This is a genomic window from Pseudochryseolinea flava, from assembly GCF_003286915.1.
Taxonomy (GTDB): domain Bacteria; phylum Bacteroidota; class Bacteroidia; order Cytophagales; family Cyclobacteriaceae; genus Ohtaekwangia; species Ohtaekwangia flava.
In genome coordinates this window covers 37,472-54,301 of record NZ_QMFY01000010.1, presented here as the reverse complement: position 1 = coordinate 54,301, position 16,830 = coordinate 37,472, and the positions used below count along the sequence as shown (strand labels likewise).

Annotated in this window: 15 protein-coding genes; 5 read left to right on the top strand and 10 right to left on the bottom strand. The window is 44.3% G+C overall.

Features of this window, described 5'->3' with window-relative positions; translation table 11 throughout:
- Window positions 1-41 precede the first annotated feature (41 nt).
- Window positions 42-593, bottom strand: coding sequence for a 2'-5' RNA ligase family protein (locus DQQ10_RS18255; protein WP_112748333.1), 552 nt, complete (start codon window positions 591-593; stop codon window positions 42-44).
- 124 nt (window positions 594-717) lie between these two features.
- Window positions 718-1,929 carry a DNA polymerase IV gene (dinB, locus tag DQQ10_RS18250; protein ID WP_112748332.1) on the bottom strand — a complete coding sequence of 404 codons (1,212 nt, stop codon included), beginning with the start codon at window positions 1,927-1,929 and terminating at the stop codon, window positions 718-720.
- A gap of 299 nt (window positions 1,930-2,228) precedes the next feature.
- On the opposite strand from dinB, the gene DQQ10_RS18245 reads away from it, so the two are divergent.
- Both DQQ10_RS18245 and DQQ10_RS18240 read left to right on the top strand, forming a co-directional pair.
- Entirely contained in the window at window positions 2,229-3,029 is an 801-nt protein-coding gene (locus DQQ10_RS18245; protein ID WP_112748331.1) for an XRE family transcriptional regulator, read from the top strand.
- A 95-nt stretch (window positions 3,030-3,124) separates the two neighbouring features.
- Entirely contained in the window at window positions 3,125-3,658 is a 534-nt protein-coding gene (locus DQQ10_RS18240) for a DUF488 domain-containing protein (RefSeq protein WP_112748330.1), read from the top strand.
- A 19-nt stretch (window positions 3,659-3,677) separates the two neighbouring features.
- On the opposite strand, the gene hemF is transcribed toward DQQ10_RS18240, so the two are convergent.
- Window positions 3,678-4,580: an oxygen-dependent coproporphyrinogen oxidase gene (gene hemF / locus DQQ10_RS18235; RefSeq protein ID WP_245970469.1), complete on the bottom strand. Its 903-nt coding sequence runs from the start codon at window positions 4,578-4,580 to the stop codon at window positions 3,678-3,680.
- Window positions 4,581-4,667: 87 nt separating this feature from the next.
- Here hemF and DQQ10_RS18230 point away from each other — a divergent pair, with 87 nt between their 5' ends.
- The gene (locus DQQ10_RS18230) at window positions 4,668-6,788 is read left to right on the top strand and encodes an alpha-ketoacid dehydrogenase subunit alpha/beta (RefSeq protein WP_245970468.1); all 2,121 of its coding nucleotides are present in this window, start codon (window positions 4,668-4,670) and stop codon (window positions 6,786-6,788) included.
- Window positions 6,789-7,996: 1,208 nt separating this feature from the next.
- On the opposite strand, the gene tamL is transcribed toward DQQ10_RS18230, so the two are convergent.
- Window positions 7,997-10,447 carry a translocation and assembly module lipoprotein TamL gene (gene tamL / locus DQQ10_RS18225; protein WP_133259695.1) on the bottom strand — a complete coding sequence of 817 codons (2,451 nt, stop codon included), beginning with the start codon at window positions 10,445-10,447 and terminating at the stop codon, window positions 7,997-7,999.
- Between the two features lie 45 nt (window positions 10,448-10,492).
- Between tamL and DQQ10_RS18220 the strand changes: the two genes are divergently transcribed.
- Window positions 10,493-11,230 (top strand): TrmH family RNA methyltransferase, encoded by a 738-nt coding sequence (locus DQQ10_RS18220; protein WP_317047956.1) that lies wholly within the window; start codon window positions 10,493-10,495, stop codon window positions 11,228-11,230.
- Window positions 11,231-11,301: 71 nt separating this feature from the next.
- On the opposite strand, the gene DQQ10_RS18215 is transcribed toward DQQ10_RS18220, so the two are convergent.
- Window positions 11,302-11,694 (bottom strand): response regulator, encoded by a 393-nt coding sequence (locus DQQ10_RS18215; RefSeq protein WP_112748327.1) that lies wholly within the window; start codon window positions 11,692-11,694, stop codon window positions 11,302-11,304.
- A 200-nt stretch (window positions 11,695-11,894) separates the two neighbouring features.
- Here DQQ10_RS18215 and DQQ10_RS18210 point away from each other — a divergent pair, with 200 nt between their 5' ends.
- Window positions 11,895-12,257, top strand: a complete 363-nt coding sequence (locus DQQ10_RS18210) for a hypothetical protein (protein ID WP_112748326.1) — start codon at window positions 11,895-11,897, stop codon at window positions 12,255-12,257.
- A gap of 23 nt (window positions 12,258-12,280) precedes the next feature.
- Here DQQ10_RS18210 and DQQ10_RS18205 read toward each other — a convergent pair whose 3' ends face one another.
- The 5 genes from DQQ10_RS18205 to DQQ10_RS18185 form a co-directional block, all read right to left on the bottom strand.
- Window positions 12,281-13,060 (bottom strand): queuosine precursor transporter, encoded by a 780-nt coding sequence (locus DQQ10_RS18205; protein WP_112748325.1) that lies wholly within the window; start codon window positions 13,058-13,060, stop codon window positions 12,281-12,283.
- A 6-nt stretch (window positions 13,061-13,066) separates the two neighbouring features.
- A complete protein-coding gene (locus DQQ10_RS18200) occupies window positions 13,067-13,984 on the bottom strand; it encodes a ribonuclease Z (protein WP_112748324.1) in 918 nt (305 codons plus the stop codon).
- Window positions 13,985-14,064: 80 nt separating this feature from the next.
- Window positions 14,065-14,445, bottom strand: a complete 381-nt coding sequence (locus tag DQQ10_RS18195) for an STAS domain-containing protein (protein ID WP_112748323.1) — start codon at window positions 14,443-14,445, stop codon at window positions 14,065-14,067.
- A gap of 26 nt (window positions 14,446-14,471) precedes the next feature.
- Window positions 14,472-15,431, bottom strand: coding sequence for a phosphoribosylaminoimidazolesuccinocarboxamide synthase (locus tag DQQ10_RS18190; protein WP_112748322.1), 960 nt, complete (start codon window positions 15,429-15,431; stop codon window positions 14,472-14,474).
- Complete coding sequence (locus tag DQQ10_RS18185) at window positions 15,431-16,750, bottom strand: toxin-antitoxin system YwqK family antitoxin (RefSeq protein ID WP_165824005.1); 1,320 nt, start codon at window positions 16,748-16,750, stop codon at window positions 15,431-15,433. Before DQQ10_RS18185 ends, DQQ10_RS18190 begins: the two co-directional genes overlap by 1 nt.
- Window positions 16,751-16,830 lie beyond the last annotated feature (80 nt).

Sequence of the window (16,830 nt, the reverse complement as noted above, 5' to 3'; positions counted from 1 at the left end):
TAACAGGTAACGGTTTGTGTTCGGGCTAACGGTGGGAGAAACTACTCCCCAAAAAGAATCTCTTTGTAATGAATCCATTGGTTGTCCTTCTTCGTGAGTACTGTAATCCGGTCGCAAAGGAAGTGTTGATTCCCGTAGTTGAGACTTTTTAAATATGGCCAGCAGCGCAAGTAGTCCTCTGTAGAAAGATTTTTAGCGATGGTGATATGTGGAACGTAGTTCTTGTCCTCTTTAACGAGCGCTTCAAAAATTTCCTGAATAGGTGATTTATAGACAATGTCCATATATACGGTACGCTTATTTCCATTATAGAAGACGCCAAAATCTTTTAACAATATATTGAAAGGCTTAAACGCAGACGCTTTGGATTCGACAAATCGTACCATGTCTTTCGCATAGTGATCGCTGTAACGGAATAGCGGGACATGAGCTTTTGAGAACTGATCATCAAACTTATGACCGATTAAATAATGTACATCGTCTTTTAATACAGACACATCGCTCATAATGTGACGTGGAGGTGTGATCATGAAATACAACTCCTGAACAGGGCTAAGATAATTCGGCAGGACTTTCAATGATGATGATTTCATAAGATGATTTGTTTTTTTTGTTACGTTTTCATGCGCTTCCGTTTTTGAAGCATGGTTCGAAGATCGTTTGGTCTTGTGTCAATCAGTGTCACATCTTCGGATCTCCATTCTTTTCTTGCGTTTGTTACCCTACATTCTTCAGGGGATATTTTGGTCCCTTAAACATATTCAGTTCCATGCGCACACGTTTATTGACATCGAGCGTTGTGGCGCGAACGATCTTCTCTACACCATGGCGATGTTTAATTTTATCAATAGCCTCGTACAGATTGATAGACGATGCTGTGTCGTCAAATAAACTGATCTGCTGATTGCCGTAAACAAGACCGCTGAGTCTAACCCCCACGAGTCTGATCAGCATTCTCCGATTATAGAGTTTCTTAAAAAGTTCAGTGACGGTTTGAAGCAGGACGTGATCAGCAGAAGTATAGGGGACACGTATTTGTTTTGTTTCCGTGTCGAAATTAGAATAGCGAATTTTGACTGTAACACAGGAGGTGAGTTTGTGCTGCTCCCGCAAGGTGAAGGCAACTTTCTCGACCATTGCAATCATAATTGAATTCAATCGCTTTACATCGATCGTATCCTCGTCGAATGTACATTCCGTTGAAATGGACTTCTGCTCAGCGTAAGGTACAACAGGCGAATCGTCGATGCCGTTTGCTTTATTCCACAGTGAGATTCCATTTTTTCCAAAAGCGCTAATCAGAAAGTTCACGGGCATCTCACGGAGCGTGGAGACAGTGCGCACGCCCATATCATAAAGGAACGATGCGGTTTGTTTGCCAATCATAGGGATTTTTTCGACACCAAGCGGCGCGAGGAAATCCTTTTCGGTGCCATCGGGGATGTGCTTTGATGCGTTGGGTTTAAATTCACCGGTAGCAACTTTAGACACAAGCTTGTTAACAGACATTCCCATGGAAATGGGAAGATGTGATTCCTTGACAATTTTCTTTTGAAGTTCGACTGCCCATTTGAAAGCGCCAAAGTATCGGTCCATTCCACTGGCATCAATATAGAACTCATCGATCGACGACTTTTCGAAAGTAGGAGCAGCCTCAGCAATGATCTCCGTCACTTCATGTGAACATTTACTGTAAGCTTCTACGTCGCCAGAGATTACTTTAGCATCGGGACAAAGTTGCAGCGCAAGATACATCGGCATAGCGGAATGAACGCCGAACTTCCGGGTTTCATAACTGCATGCAGCCACAACACCACGACGACTGCTACCGCCGATGATGAGCGGCTTTCCAAGTAACTTCCTATTGTTGCGGCACTCGACGGCAACAAAAAAAGCGTCCAAGTCTAAGTGCACAATGTTTCGATCCATAAAACAAAGAACTAAAAATATTAGTTAATATTTGCACGGTTAATCTAAATATTTTAGTTTTGAATCATTGAACGACAGATAAAGAGAAGTTCAGTAAAGAAATTGTCTGTTTTGCCATAGCTGTTTTCTCCTGCTCTCTTTATTGATTGTTCTTAGTTGGCGGACGAGTAAATAAAAGTTCTTGTCCCGTGATAAATTCTCTGCGCGTGGTTGCCCGGAGGAATCTTCAGGGACGCAAATACGTTTTGCGTCCCTACTTATCACGACTATGATTATACTTGTGTTTAAAATAATTCGCTATGGCAAATGTGAATAAGAATCTAAAGTTTTTGCGCGCCAAACACGGACTGACGCAAAAGCAATTGGCAGAAAAGCTTGGTTTAAAGCAGGCCGCGATTGGCGCCTACGAAGAAGAGCGCTCAACTCCGCCACTGTCATCACTACTCGACATCACCAAAATATTCAACGTAACCATTGATGCTATTGTCAATGCAGACCTTAGCAGACTTCCTGAGAAGGATTGGAAAGGAAAGTCGGCTTCGAAAGGAAAGGAAATCCTGGCAATCACCGTCGATCGCGACAATAAAGAAAATGTCGAGCTCGTTTCGCAGAAAGCTTCGGCTGGATATTTAGCCGGATACCAAGATCCTGAATTTGTAAAGGAACTCCCGAAGGTTAGCCTTCCGATGTTACCCAAAAACAAAACCTACAGAGCTTTTGAAATTCAAGGTGACTCAATGTTACCTATTCAGCCTGGTAGCGTCATCTTCGGGGAATACATCGACGACACCACTTCAATAAAAAACGGAAAACTATACATCATTGTCACTGAACAAGATGGAATCGTATTTAAACGAATCTTCAATTTTGCGGATGATCAGGGCAAGTTGTTGCTGGTTTCTGACAACCGTCAATACGCGCCTTATAGTATTAATACAAGTGACGTGCTTGAGGTATGGTCTGCAAAAGCATTCTTTTCAAACCAATTTCCAGAAGTATCGTCAAACCAATCTCTTTCAGATCAACTGGCGTTACAAGTACTAAAATTACAAGAGGAGATAGGGAAGGGCAAAGACAAAACCATGAAGCGCAAGGGATAGCTATATCTTAAATTTACCTGCACCAATCCGCTAGTGGAATGCAAACGCCTCGCGGGCTTCAGGTGTGTTGAACGTCGGTGTTGAATTTTTTATCTGTGAATACATCTACACTTTTTTCTATTGGACATGGAACACGATCTATCGAGGAGTTCGTCCGACTATTGAAAATCTACGGCATTAACTATTTGATTGATGTTCGATCTGTACCCTATTCGACTTATAGCCCTCAATACAATCGAGAACGTCTTCAGCAATCACTGACCGATGAAGGTATAATGTATGTTTTTATGGGCGATAGCATCGGCGGTAGGCCTTCAGACCCGTCGTGTTACGATTTGAAAGGCAATGTTAATTATGAAAAAGTAAAATCAAAATCGTTTTACCAAGAGGGCATTGCGCGTTTGAAGACGGCCCAGCAGAAAGAACTTCCCATTGCGTTAATGTGCAGCGAAACAAAACCAACGGAATGTCACAGAAGTAAGCTTATTGGCCGAACATTGTTAGAGGATCGCATTGCGCTTCAGCATATCGACGAGCATGGAAATCTCAAAGACCAACTCGAAGTTTGGAAGGTGATTACAAACCATGAATCATCCCTCGGACTCTTTGGTACAACGAACCTAAGTTGATCACATCATGCCCACGCGGCTATACCCACGTAATCCCTTTTTTTAATAATTGAAGCGTCTTTTCTTCCGGCGACCCAGGTACCACTTGATGGTTATATTCCCATTGCGCCTGCGGTGGCAAACTCATGAGAATTGATTCTGTGCGACCATCGGTATCGAGTCCGAATTTTGTACCACGATCCCACACCAAGTTGAACTCAACATAACGGCCGCGACGAAGGTATTGCCATTGTTTCTCCTGCTGCGAGAATGACAGCGTGTTATTTTTTGCCATCAAGTGTGTGTAGATCGGCGCAAATGCCGACCCTACATCTTTGACGAATTCAAATCGAGCAGCCTTCGTAAAAGGTGCATCGTCTTTTAAGCTGTCGAAGAAAATCCCGCCAACACCGCGTGTCTCTTGGCGATGTTTGATGTAGAAGTAATCGTCGGCCCACTTTTTAAACTCGGTATAGTACGAAGGATGATGGTTGTCGCAAACCGTTTTCAACTGTTGATGAAAATACCGTGCATCCGATTCATCGACATAGTGAGGGGTGAGGTCAATACCACCACCGAACCACCAGATGCCGTTGCTCATCTCGAAATACCGCGTGTTCATGTGAATGATCGGCACCTTCGGATTGTGCGGATGCAAGACAATGGAAATGCCCGTTGCAAAAAAATCAGGGTGGTCATTTGTCGGCAGCTTCATCGAATGAAGAACAGCTTCAGGCGTCTTGCCCCATACAGCAGAGAAATTGACGCCGCCTTTTTCGATGATGTTACCATTGGTTAGAATTCTCGATACACCGCCACCACCGCCGCTGCGTTCCCATGGATCGCTCATAAACTTCCCCTTACCATCGGCGGCTTCTAAACTTTTGCAAATTTCATCCTGTAGTGAGATAAACCAGTCGCGGACGGATTCTTTTGAGATCATAGGCATTAATCGAAAGAGCAAAGATGGCATGAATCACGATATCTCCCAAAAACTGCACTTCAATCGGTTGAATGAAAATCATTATCTTTGAGCGAGACCAATTTGATCATCATGAGTGTTGAAGAAACGACGCGTTCGAAGAAAAAATCGAAACTCGATATTGACCGTGATATTTTATTAAATGCCTATGGCTTGATGTGCACGGCTCGGCGAATGGCCGACACGTATGAAGAAAATAGGGACGTGTGCAGTAAATATGTTCATAGCACCTCCAAAGGACATGAAGCCATCCAACTCGCCGCGGGACTTCAGTTGCAACCGTACGACTACGCTGCGCTTTACTATCGTGATGAATCGGTGTTGTTGGGACTTGGGCTCGCACCCTACGAGTTAATGTTGCAGCTCATGGCAAAAAGGGACGATCCTTTTTCCGGCGGTAGAACATATTACAGCCATCCGTCACTTAAGCGTGAAGGTTTTCCAGTAATTCCACATCAAAGTTCAGCCACAGGCATGCAGGCGATTCCGGCTACTGGCATGGCGCAAGGAATAGCATATCTTGAGTCACAGGGTCTGATGAAGGGAGAAGAGCGCTCGGTTGTGATGTGTTCGCTGGGTGATGGTTCTGTTACTGAAGGTGAAGTAGCTGAAGCTTTTCAAATGGCAGTGCTTCGAAAACTGCCGATCATATATTTAATCCAAGACAACGACTGGGGTATTTCAGCAACCGGGAAAGAGATGCGTGCAATGGATGCATACGAATACGCAGCGGGATTTAAAGGCATGGAGCGCATGGCCGTTGATGGTGCTGACTTTGTTGATTCTTATCTCGGTGTGAAAAAGGCAATTGAATATGTGCGCAAGAAACGATCTCCCATTCTTATTCACGCCAAGTGTCCGTTGTTAGGGCATCACACTTCGGGCGTACGCAAAGAGTGGTACCGCGGTGATGATCTTAGTCACCATCAAAAATTTGATCCCCTCGATAAACTCAAATACTATTTATTGGCTCACGGGGAAGATGAAAGTACACTGCAGGAAATTCAACAGCACGCCATCGCGAAAGTTGCTGATGACTACCAACGCGCGCTAGCAGCAGAAGATCCGGCTGAAGAAACGTTCGATACACATGAGTTTGCGCCGACGCCCATACAAGAAGAGCAAGGACAACGCGCGCCGTTAGGAGGTGAGAAAGTAGTGATGGTTGACGCGGCACTGCATGCTGTTGACGAGATTTTGAAACGCAATCCTGAAGCATTGTTTTATGGACAGGATGTGGGAGGAAGGCTCGGCGGTGTTTTTAGAGAAGCCGCGACATTAGCGCAAAAGTATGGTGATCAACGCGTGTTTAATACACCCATTCAGGAGGCATACATTGTCGGCTCAACAGCAGGGATGTCGGCAGTAGGAACCAAGCCGATTGTAGAAATTCAATTTGCTGATTACATCTGGCCTGCGATGAATCAATTGGTGGAAGAGCTTTCTAAAAGTTGCTATCTCTCCAATGGAAAATTTCCAATTCAATCGTTGATCAGAGTTCCCATTGGTGCTTATGGCGGAGGAGGTCCATATCATTCAGGAAGTGTAGAGTCGACGTTGCTGACCATTCGTGGAATCAAAGTAGTCTATCCGTCTAATGCCGCAGACATGAAAGGATTGTTGAAAGCATCTTTTTATGATCCGAATCCTGTTGTATTGCTCGAGCACAAAGGATTGTATTGGTCGAAAGTTCCAGGCACGACGGAAGCGAAAACAATCGAGCCGGATGAAGATTACATCATTCCGCTAGGGAAGGCAAACACCGTTCAACAAGCCGCTGCAGAAAAGATTGAAAGTGGTGAAGCATGCGTCGTAGTAACCTATGGTATGGGTGTGTACTGGGCGAAGGAGGCAACGAAGGATATTTCAGACCGCGTGACCATCATCGACCTGAGGACATTAAATCCAATTGATTGGGAAGCTATCGCAGACGCTACACAGCGACATGGAAGAGTGTTCGTGCTGACGGAAGAACCGCTACTGAATTCTTTTGCAGAGTCGTTGGCGGGAAGAATTTCAAAGACATGTTTTCAATACCTTGATGCTCCCGTCTGGACTTTGGGTGCCGCAAACCTACCTGCGATTCCACTACAGGTGAAGCTCGAAAGAATGATGCTCCCGAATGCACAAAAAGTCGAAACCGAACTCTGGAATCTTTTGAGATATTAGTGTCGTGCAATTGTAATGAGAAGACCACTTTGGATTCTAAAATAATCCTACATGAAAGTTGACATCGCTGTTGTATTTAAACGGTCATTCAAATATGCGGCTTGGATTCAGCTCTTGCTGTCAGTGCTTTTTATTATTTCGGCTTCTATTAGATCACAGTACACATTTAGGTATGGACTCTACTTCAGCGTGATGTTCCTGCAATTTTTTCCAGTCGTTTATCTCCTTGTAGTATTATTTCTTTTGACAAAAATATTAATTAAGCAACGGCGATAGCAAGCGGAGCTCCATTAAGCGTAGTCACTTTTATGGTAAAGAGATTAATTTGGGCACTGATGATTTTAGAAGTCATATTAGTGTTCTTAATTTGGTTACTTCAACCTTTGTGTGAGCCTTGTGAACAAGGTAAGCCTTGCCCACCATGTATTAGTGACAGTCAGAGAATTCTATTTGTATGTGCCATTGCAAATGGCGTCGTGATAGCCATTGCTACAAGTGTAGTCTTAATCAAAAAGCTATTGTCAAACACAAATAAAATATCACCACCATATGAATAACGCTACCACCTTCGCTACGGTTGATTATTACCGATGGAACAGGAAGTGTTATCGATTATCCGTTAGCTGTAGGCAATTAAGATTGATTATGTATGCCAGAAAAAGAAGGCACTAGATCAAAAAACAACGGTGTATTATGTAGCAGATCTAGTAGTTGCAGAACTCTTTTCAAAGATTCACTTTTATGCCACGAAGACGCGAAGACACGAAGGCAAGGAAAGCCCGCGGCGCAATGAAGAACTTTAAACTTTTAACGATTAACGATTAACGAAAGTCCAAGCCAACGCGCACCCTTCACTTCCTAAAGGGCCCGCCCGCAAATCGAGTTCCCCTTCAGGGGCAGGGGTGAACACAAATCCATAGCCTACGGACGTTGATTAAGTCAACGACATTGAATAACGATTAACGAATGTATAAGCCAACGCGCACCCTTCACTTCCCTAAAGGGTCCACTGCGCAATGATGTCCTTTGCAGATTAACTTTAAACGATTAACGATTAACGTTTAACGATTCACGATTAACGAAAGTCTAAGCCAACGCGCACCCTTCATTTCCCTAAAGGGCCTACTGCGCATGATGTCCTTTGAAGATTAACTTTAAACTTTTAACGATTCGCAAATAATGAATAACGATTACAAGCTTCCCAAAAATCAGAAAGGATACCCAATCCCAACGTTATAGATTACAGGTTCTTTGTTCGTTGAGAAAGGTCCGAAGAATTTTACCTTGTCAAGTACAAAGCGTTCTCCTTCTGCGCGTGCAGGGTCCCACACTTTGATACCGACGTCGAATCTGAGAATGAGGAAGGTGAAGTCGAAACGTAAACCGAAACCAGTACCGACAGCAATTTCTTTAAAGAAGCTATCCAATCTGAACTGCGAATTGCCAGCGCTTCCTTCTTCTGCCAGGGTGCTACGTGGCTCGAAGGTCCACACATTTCCGGCATCAACGAATATGGCACCGTTCACGAATCCGAATAGTTTTTGGCGCACTTCAAGACTGGCTTCCATTAAAATGTCTGCGGGCTTTTCAATGCTGTAGTCGTAAAGACCATCGTTGCTTGGATCTGTACTGATTGGTGGCTTAAATGACCCTGGTCCTAAGCGACGAGGTCGCCATGCACGAATACTATTACTACCGCCTGCGAAAAAGAATTTCTCGTACGGTAAACTTTTATTTTTTCCATACGCGTATGCCAAACCTCCGTTGAAACGGTAAGCGACAACTGAGTGTCTACCGACAATATTGATTCGACGCATGTCAAGACTCAGCCGGAGAAACTGAAAGTATTCGAGGCTGTATTTGTCGGTGATGAAGTCGCCATTGAAGATATTCCAAATCGTTCCACCACTTTCTAATTGTGCGCGCATGTATGCAGAGTTGCGTTCCAAGTTTCCGTAGTTCTTGTGGTTCCAAGTGATTGCGAAAATCATACTGTTCACGAACGATGGTCGGAATGAATTTTTCAAACTAAAATTCCCGAGGTTCTCTTGTTCTGCAAGAAGATCGCGAAACCCAGCGGATAGGTTAGCAGTGTCGATCACACTGAGGTTAACAGGTGTGAAGGTATACAAGCGTGTCCGTTTGTTGTTCCAAGAGTAAGTGCCGTTCAACGACCAAGCTGTGCGTGTATATTCGGGTCTTCGCGTGTAAGCATATCCGGCTGTGAATTTTGTTTTGGGGTTGAATTGCGCATGGCGGAATCTAACGCGTTCACGGAATGGCCACACAAATTGTGGGAACGTAAATGATGCGTTCACACCTGCTTCGATGCTCTTGTAAAAATCTTCGTCGCTTGTAGCAGGGGCAACACCTTCGAAACCAATACGCCCACTAAGATCAAAAGTCTCTAGTCCGTTAAAGATGTTTCGCTTTTTGAAGGTCATATTGTAAAACGGACCGGGGTACCCTTGCGTCACGCTTACACCAGCTTCGTTCGTCCATTCATACCGCGCTAGCGGACTTGTAAAAATGTTGGCAATGAATCTTCCGCCGGTAGTATCGAAGTTTATGTTCACAAACTTGAATGCATCCAAGTTGGCAAGCTGTCGCTGAGTGTCCAGCGTTTTTGTGCGACTGTATAGTTCGCCTGGCTTTAAGAACACACGCTGCGACAGTATTTTTAAATTGTAGTTGTCCTCGTAGTAGGTGTAGCGAATATCACGGTAGGTTCTGCCCGTGCGAACCATGTCTACTTTGTTCACGCCGGCATCCGTATTGAAGTTGACAGTGTCGATTTTAAACTGCTTATGGTAGCCACGCTTTGCAGGATCTTTGATTTCAATCATGATCATGACGCGGCGTCCAGGCTTGAGGTAGGAGGTGTCTGGCCAGTATTCGATGTACTGTCTGCTGAAGTCGTAGTAACCGTTATTCTTCATCAGGAGATCAAGTCGCTCGCGTTCCTTGGTAAGGTTGTCTTGATCATAAGGATCGCCCTTCTTGAGGTGATTCCATTTTTGATTTTTGTTGACCAGTGAAAGGATTGCCGTGTCTTGGATGCTGTAAAACATGGAGTCGATAATGTAGGGCTGTCCGGGCTCAAGTTTGTACGACACCTGGACTAGCTTCTGCAGAAACCGGTTCTTCTTTTCGCGCTTGGAACTTCTGACCTGAGAAATTTTGGCTGTTACCTTATTGGTGAAATACCCTTTGGAGAAGAGGTACTTACTGAAGCGTTCAACGGTGTTGGTCACATTGGTGCTATCGAAAACGCTCACGGGTTCACCCCATTGCATGACTGTATTTCCATTCGTGAGTTTGTCGGCGAACCGATCTTTCGTTTTTTGCTGGCGAATGGCAAGGTTATTTTTCCGTTTTTCGGTTTTTGCCTTGCGGATACGTTCCTCAAAGATGCTGTCTTTGCGTAGCATGCGTGCCCGCATGGAGTCTTCATTATAACTATTGTATCCGATGTAGTAGATTTCTACCAGCGGCGCTGCGATGCCCAGGAACTTACGGTTAGGGCGCTGTACGTATAGGCCCTTAAGTTCTTCGCTATCAATGGACCGGGGGGCGCTGATGCTTTGCCGGAGGAGTAATTTCTCGCCATCTTTCAAATGTTTTGTACCCCAGCAGCTTCCAAGGATGATTGGAAGCAAAGAGATCAAAATAAAATATCTAATTTTCGCGGTTCTCAATCGTGAATGATGCTATCGAAAGCTAAAATCAAGTTCATTAAATCCTTGCAATTAAAGAAATACCGGAAACAGGAGCAATGTTTTGTGGTGCAAGGTGCAAAGAGTGTGCACGAATTGTTGCTCTCGGACTTTGAAATACAATTTGTGCTGGGCACAACTGAATTCCTGGACGCGGCATCGCTTCCGAAAGGCCTTGAAATCATCGCGGTTCAGGAGAATGAACTGGCGGGGCTAAGCGAATTTCAAACGAATGATGCAGCCCTGGCCGTGGCGAGGATGAAGCCCAACACGCCTGTAAAAATTGCGCCGGGTGAGTTTGCGCTTGTGCTGGACGATATTCGCGATCCTGGAAATCTCGGGACGATCATCAGGACTGCGGATTGGTTTGGGATTTCCAAGATCATAGCTTCCGAAGAGACTGCCGACATCTACAATGCCAAAGTGATCAGCGCCACCATGGGTTCGTTTGTACGTGTAGAGATGTACTACACGGCTTTAACCGATTATTTACAATCAATAAAACTTCCGGTCTATGGCGCTTATCTCGATGGCGCCGACGTACACACGCAGGCCTTTCACGATGGTGGGTTTGTGGTGATCGGAAATGAATCGCGCGGCATCTCACCCGAAATAGGACAGTTTATCACTCAGAAGATTACGATCCCACAATACGGAAAGGCGGAATCATTGAACGCCGCGATTGCCACTGCGATCATTTGCGATAACATTCGCAGGCCGAAATGATGATTCAGTTCGGTAACACAGCTGTCCACTTTTTCTTTCGCTGTTAGTTGAATATGCGCAGATCCGTAAAACTAACTTTTAAATTCCTTGGTGAGGTCGAATATGTACTTGGCGAATTTTAGGTTGTCTGCGTAGCTGGTTCCCTTCTTGATACAATCAATCGCGCCTGCCGACTTTGCCTTCGCCACGGTCTCATCATCACAAGAAGTAGTGTACATGACAACAGGGATTTTATAGTCGCTGTTGATTCTGTCAAGTACTTGGAATCCGTCCATCAGCGGCATGTTTAAATCAAGGATGATCAACAGCGGCAATTCTAAGGTTAAGGTTTGCAGCAGATCAAGTGCTTGTTGACCGCCTAGTACAATTTTGATCGGATGTCTGATGCCGATTTGAACTAGGCTGTCTTTGATTAACATACAATCGTCCTCGTCGTCATCTATTATCAGTATGCTCCTTTGCATGAAATATCACTTTATCTTATAAGACAATATCAAATGTATGACATCATCGGGTGAGATGTAATGTCGTTCATCGAAAAAATAGAATTTATGTTGCTGTTGCTACAAAATGTGGCGAGAACTTTCCAATTTATATAGAAAACAGGCTGGCATTGAGTTTTACGGTGAACGTAATAAAAATAACTAAATGAGAAAATTAATAGATGGAGCCTGTGTTTGAAAATGATAAATCAAGTTCTGTTGCAGTTAGCCGTTATTTGGATCAAGAAAACTTTACCTCTGAAAAGGAAATCTTTGAAGCCTTAATCGATAGTAAATCGCAGGGGACCGTTATCGGCATTACATCTTCGTTGCTAGGACGCACGATGTATCTCACCGGCGTGGTTGACCTCGTACTCGGGGACCATTCGATCGTTGTTCTTCATGCCTATGATACCAATGGCTATATTCTCCCGGAGACTAAAATTCCTTTGGATAGCATCAAAGCCGTGCGATCATTCGCATCAAAATTTGAGAATCCATATGTGAGTAAGCTCAATGAGGAACAGAATCCATTACTCTTTTGAGTGAATTCTGTGCGGTTGTATTGTCAAAAGAATCCAGCACTTTTCTCAGAGGCTTCTGTTGAAATCTTTTCTGCATTATCCTTACCAAGATAGTTGTCAATGAGTGCATGGCCGAAGTATATCACCGGTGTGAGCGCAATGGCAACAATGAATTTATAGAGGTAGTTGGTAATGCCGATGGCGACAATATTTTCTGTTTCGAAGATTCCATAGAAAGCAATAAACAATACCACATAACTATCAATCAGTTGTGACACGAGTGTTGAGCCTGTTGCGCGCAGCCATAACATTTTAGAGCCCGTCGACTTTTTTAACTTCTGAAATACATAACTGTCCACGAGCTGTCCAAATATAAACGCCGTGATCGATCCGATAATAATGCGCAAGCCCTGACCGAAGATTACACCAAAGGCCCCATTTAAATTGAACGTATTGCCCTCTGCATCTTGGGCTGTAGACCAAAAATCTGCCGGGTGAAGTTGGATCGCTAAAAAGATAATCACAAACGAGTAGGAGATGAGCAGTACGGTAAAATAACTGATGCGCTTAACGCCGGGTTTTCCAAAGTATTCGTTAATCAAGTCGGTCGTGATGAAGACGACGGGCCAAATGAGTACGCCTGCAGTGAGGTTGAAGCTCATTTGAAAGCCCATGATGTCTAAGTTGGCCGGCTCGAATCCGAATGTTCGCTCAAACGAAAATAACTTTGCGCCAATGATTTCTGCAAGGATCGCGTTTGTGATGAATATGCCACACAGAATTAGAAAGAGTCTATTTCGTTTTTGCTCGAGTGTTGTATTCATGATGGATTATTCGGGAATAGTGTGTTCTTCACCTTCGATCGCGAGTCGTGTATTTGAAAATAGTGGAATTGCTTCTTCCAGCAAAGGCTGCGGGTCTTTATACCGCGCCGAAAAATGTCCAAGCAAAAGCTGATGCACGTTGGCGAGTGATGCTATCGTAGCGGCTTGCGCGGCGGTACTATGTTTTGTTTCCTTGGCTTTTTGTTCTTCATCGTTAGCGAACGTTGCTTCGTGATATAACAAATCAATCCCACGAATCTGCTCCACCATCTGTTCGTTGTACGCAGTGTCGGAACAGTATGCATAGCTGCGAGATTTACGCGGTGTTAATGTTAACGTCTCATTTTTATAAAGCACGTTTCCAAACTCATCACAAACGTCTTCACCGCGTTTTAATCCTGCGAGTTGTTGAATTAATAGTCCTTCAGGAAGAACGGATTTATCGATTCTACGTGGTTTTGGTTTTTCACGAAAGAGAAATCCGGAACACCGAAGTTTATGGACGAGCGGTATCGTTTCTACGGTGAGTGCGTCGTCTTCGTAAATGACTTCGCGTACATCATTCTTCAAGGTGTGGAAGATGATCTTGAAAGACGGTACAGACTGTGAGTACTTAAATTGCGTCGTGATGATTTCATCTAACCCACGGTGACTGTGAATATGCAAATCATTTGTTCTACGCTGGAGGTGCATCGTGAATAACAACCCCATAAGCCCAAGGTAATGATCGCCATGCAAGTGGCTGATGAGGATGTGACCAATGCGGTGATAGTTGCCTTGAAATTTCATGAGTTGCATTTGCACGGCTTCACCACAATCGACCAGGAAGTATCGATTTTGAATTTCGACCAGCTGTGCAGAGGGATGTCGACCGTAGGCGGGTAATGCGCCGCTGGATCCCAGTATCGTAACTTTAAAACTCATGTCTTATTTCGGCGGGACGTAAAACAAAATGACCAAAACGTTGATAGGTTTTGGTCACTTTAACAGCGGGGTGGGAGCGATTAGTTCGCCCCGTCGCCTTTTAGATCTTTTTCAATCTCGTGCATGTACACTGCATCGATGGCTTCTTCTACCGTCGGAAGGATGTTGAGTACGCTATCGAGTTGAGAGATCTTGATTAATTTCATGGTATGCTCTGAAAGTCGCGCCAACACAAAGATGCCGCCTTCTTCCTGAACAATTCTATTGCCTACCAACAAAGCGCTCAATCCTGAGGAGTCGGTATATTTAACATCGGACAGATCCAGGATAATATTTTTGACACCTTCCGCATGAAAGGTAATCAACTCAGACTTCAATCCAGGTGCCACGGTAGAATCCAACTTCTCTTCATGAAGTTTTAGGAGGCTGTACTTTTCTTGTTTGTCGATGGTATATTTCATAAAAGCGATTTCGAGTTTAGGTAGCCTCAGGCTTTAGCTGCCAATTTAGCGGAATTTATCGAATCTGTGATGCTCTGCTCTATTCTTTGGAGGATAGCCGTATAGTTGACCGGTTCCAAAGATTCGCCACGCACTTTCTCATAAAGCTCTTTATACCGCGCCGAGATCGAAGCGACAATTGGATCGGTCATTTCTGGTACTTGCTGCCCGTCTTTACCTTGGAATCCATTTTCAATGAGCCATTGTCTCACAAATTCTTTTGAAAGTTGTTTCTGAGCTTCGCCTGACTTTTGGCGCGCTTCATAACCTTCGGTATAAAAGTATCGAGATGAATCTGGCGTGTGCACTTCGTCGATCAAATAAATGGTTCCGTTATGTTTTCCGAATTCATACTTTGTATCCACTAAGATTAGTCCTCGCTCGGCGGCGAGCTCAGTACCTTTTGCAAAAAGCTTGAAGGTGTAATCTTCTAAAGTTTTATAGTCGCTTTCGGATACAATGCCACGGCTTAAAATCTCTGCTCTGGAGATATCTTCATCGTGACCGATATGTGCTTTTGTAGTCGGGGTGATGATGGGCTGGGGAAGTTTGTCATTTTCTTTCAAACCTTCCGGTAGCGGCACACCGCAGAGCATGCGTTTGCCAGCCTTATATTCGCGCCAAGCGTGACCTGCCAAGTAACCACGAACAACCATTTCTACGGCAAATGGCTCGCACTTAAAACCTATTGTTACGTTTGGGTCGGGTGTAGAAATAACCCAGTTCGGAACCAGATCTTTGGTTGCCTTTAAGTTAAACGCTGCGATTTGGTTTAATACTCGGCCTTTATCAGGAATTGCCTTGGGAAGTATCACGTCGAAAGCCGAGATCCTGTCGGTTGCGACCATGGCCATGTAGTCTCCGAAATAATAAACATCACGAACTTTTCCTTTGTAAACACCTGTCTGGCCTGGGAAATTGAAATTGGTCTCTTTGATGGCTTGCATTACTTTTTAGCGTCCCGGGTTTCTACCAGGATTCCGGCCCTAAAAATAATGGTTCTTATCAAATTTCCCTGCTCATCGTACTCCTTCCATTCCTTATGTTTTTTGTCGGCAGCATAATCTCCCTGCGTCTTGATCTTGCCATTGGGGTAGTATTCGATTGAAGGACCATGTTTACGATTTGAGCGATACTCGGTGATTGACAGGAGGATAGCCTTATCGTCGTAGATTTTTGTTGGCCCCGTGAGGATATTGTTCTTGTAGGTTTCTTCCTTTTGAACCTTGCCGTCTGGAAAATAGGTGTACTTCATTCCAGACAGTCCACCCAATAGGTACGTCTCCTTGATTTTTGGCGTCTTTCCATCAGCATGGTAATAAACCCAGGTTGCGTTGGGTTTGCCGTTCCGAAAGCGTTTTTCAGAAACGAGTACGTGGGCTTCCGTAAACTCTTCTTGTACGGCGTCGACGCCATTAGTACTGTAATCCTCTTTGATGCGGACCTCACCCGTCTTAAAGTAGTCGTAATTCGTCCCTACCTTTTTGCCGTCTTTGTAAGTATAGCGATGCTGAATTTTGCCGTCGGTGTAGTAAGCAAGGTTTTCGCCATGAAGACGGCCGCTAAGGAAATTTCCCTCCAGAATAAGGTGCCCTTCCATGTCGTAACTTTTGAATTTTCCGTTCTTCGAACCTTCTTCCATCGTCGACACGGTTTGGAGTTGGCCGTTCGGATAGTAGTTCTTATAGAAGCCACTCAAGATTCCATTTTTGTAATTGGCTTCCGACTCAACCTTACCTTCTGGATAGAATTTTCGCATAACACCATTGGGCTTTCCATCCTTATACATGATCTCCTTGCGCACTTTGCCACCAGGATAATATTCCTTCACCATTCCTTCGGGCTTTCCTTCTTTAAAAAACGTCTCGCTCTTTAAGCTGCCGTTATCAAAGAACATTTGGATGCTGTCGGCAAGCTTATCATTTTGATAGTACGCACGCTGAACAGATTTGCCGTCTTCATTAAAAACTTCGACGGCTCCATGACGCATGCCATTCACAAAGGTGATCTTCCGTGCCGGGCTTCCATTCTCATGAAATTCTTGAAACACGCCCGACTTTTCGCCATCGTCAAAATTACCGGAGAGCATTACGTTTCCGTTGGGGTAGTAGCGTTTATAGAGGCCAACCATTTTTTGGTCGTCAGCGCGATCAACAAAGTATTCTTCCTGAACGTGCTTTTTTAGCGAGTCATAGTAGGTACGAACAGGTCTCTGCGCGTCGGTCAGCAGGGGCAAAAGCATGATAAACAGCAGAACTTTCTTCATGAGAAAAGATTTAAGCAAAAATAAAACAGCTCTCCGTATAACGAAAAGCTGTTTGATATAGTACATCGCGATAGTGCAAC

Bases quoted from the DNA above. Each gene is read 5' to 3' on its own strand.
- DQQ10_RS18255 (WP_112748333.1), bottom strand. From the start codon at position 593: ATGAAATCATCATCATTGAAAGTCCTGCCGAATTATCTTAGCCCTGTT.
- dinB (WP_112748332.1), bottom strand. From the start codon at position 1,929: ATGGATCGAAACATTGTGCACTTAGACTTGGACGCTTTTTTTGTTGCC.
- DQQ10_RS18245 (WP_112748331.1), top strand. From the start codon at position 2,229: ATGGCAAATGTGAATAAGAATCTAAAGTTTTTGCGCGCCAAACACGGA.
- hemF (WP_245970469.1), bottom strand. From the start codon at position 4,580: ATGATCTCAAAAGAATCCGTCCGCGACTGGTTTATCTCACTACAGGAT.
- DQQ10_RS18220 (WP_317047956.1), top strand. From the start codon at position 10,493: ATGATGCTATCGAAAGCTAAAATCAAGTTCATTAAATCCTTGCAATTA.
- DQQ10_RS18215 (WP_112748327.1), bottom strand. From the start codon at position 11,694: ATGCAAAGGAGCATACTGATAATAGATGACGACGAGGACGATTGTATG.
- DQQ10_RS18210 (WP_112748326.1), top strand. From the start codon at position 11,895: ATGGAGCCTGTGTTTGAAAATGATAAATCAAGTTCTGTTGCAGTTAGC.
- DQQ10_RS18205 (WP_112748325.1), bottom strand. From the start codon at position 13,060: ATGAATACAACACTCGAGCAAAAACGAAATAGACTCTTTCTAATTCTG.
- DQQ10_RS18200 (WP_112748324.1), bottom strand. From the start codon at position 13,984: ATGAGTTTTAAAGTTACGATACTGGGATCCAGCGGCGCATTACCCGCC.
- DQQ10_RS18195 (WP_112748323.1), bottom strand. From the start codon at position 14,445: ATGAAATATACCATCGACAAACAAGAAAAGTACAGCCTCCTAAAACTT.
- DQQ10_RS18190 (WP_112748322.1), bottom strand. From the start codon at position 15,431: ATGCAAGCCATCAAAGAGACCAATTTCAATTTCCCAGGCCAGACAGGT.
- DQQ10_RS18185 (WP_165824005.1), bottom strand. From the start codon at position 16,750: ATGAAGAAAGTTCTGCTGTTTATCATGCTTTTGCCCCTGCTGACCGAC.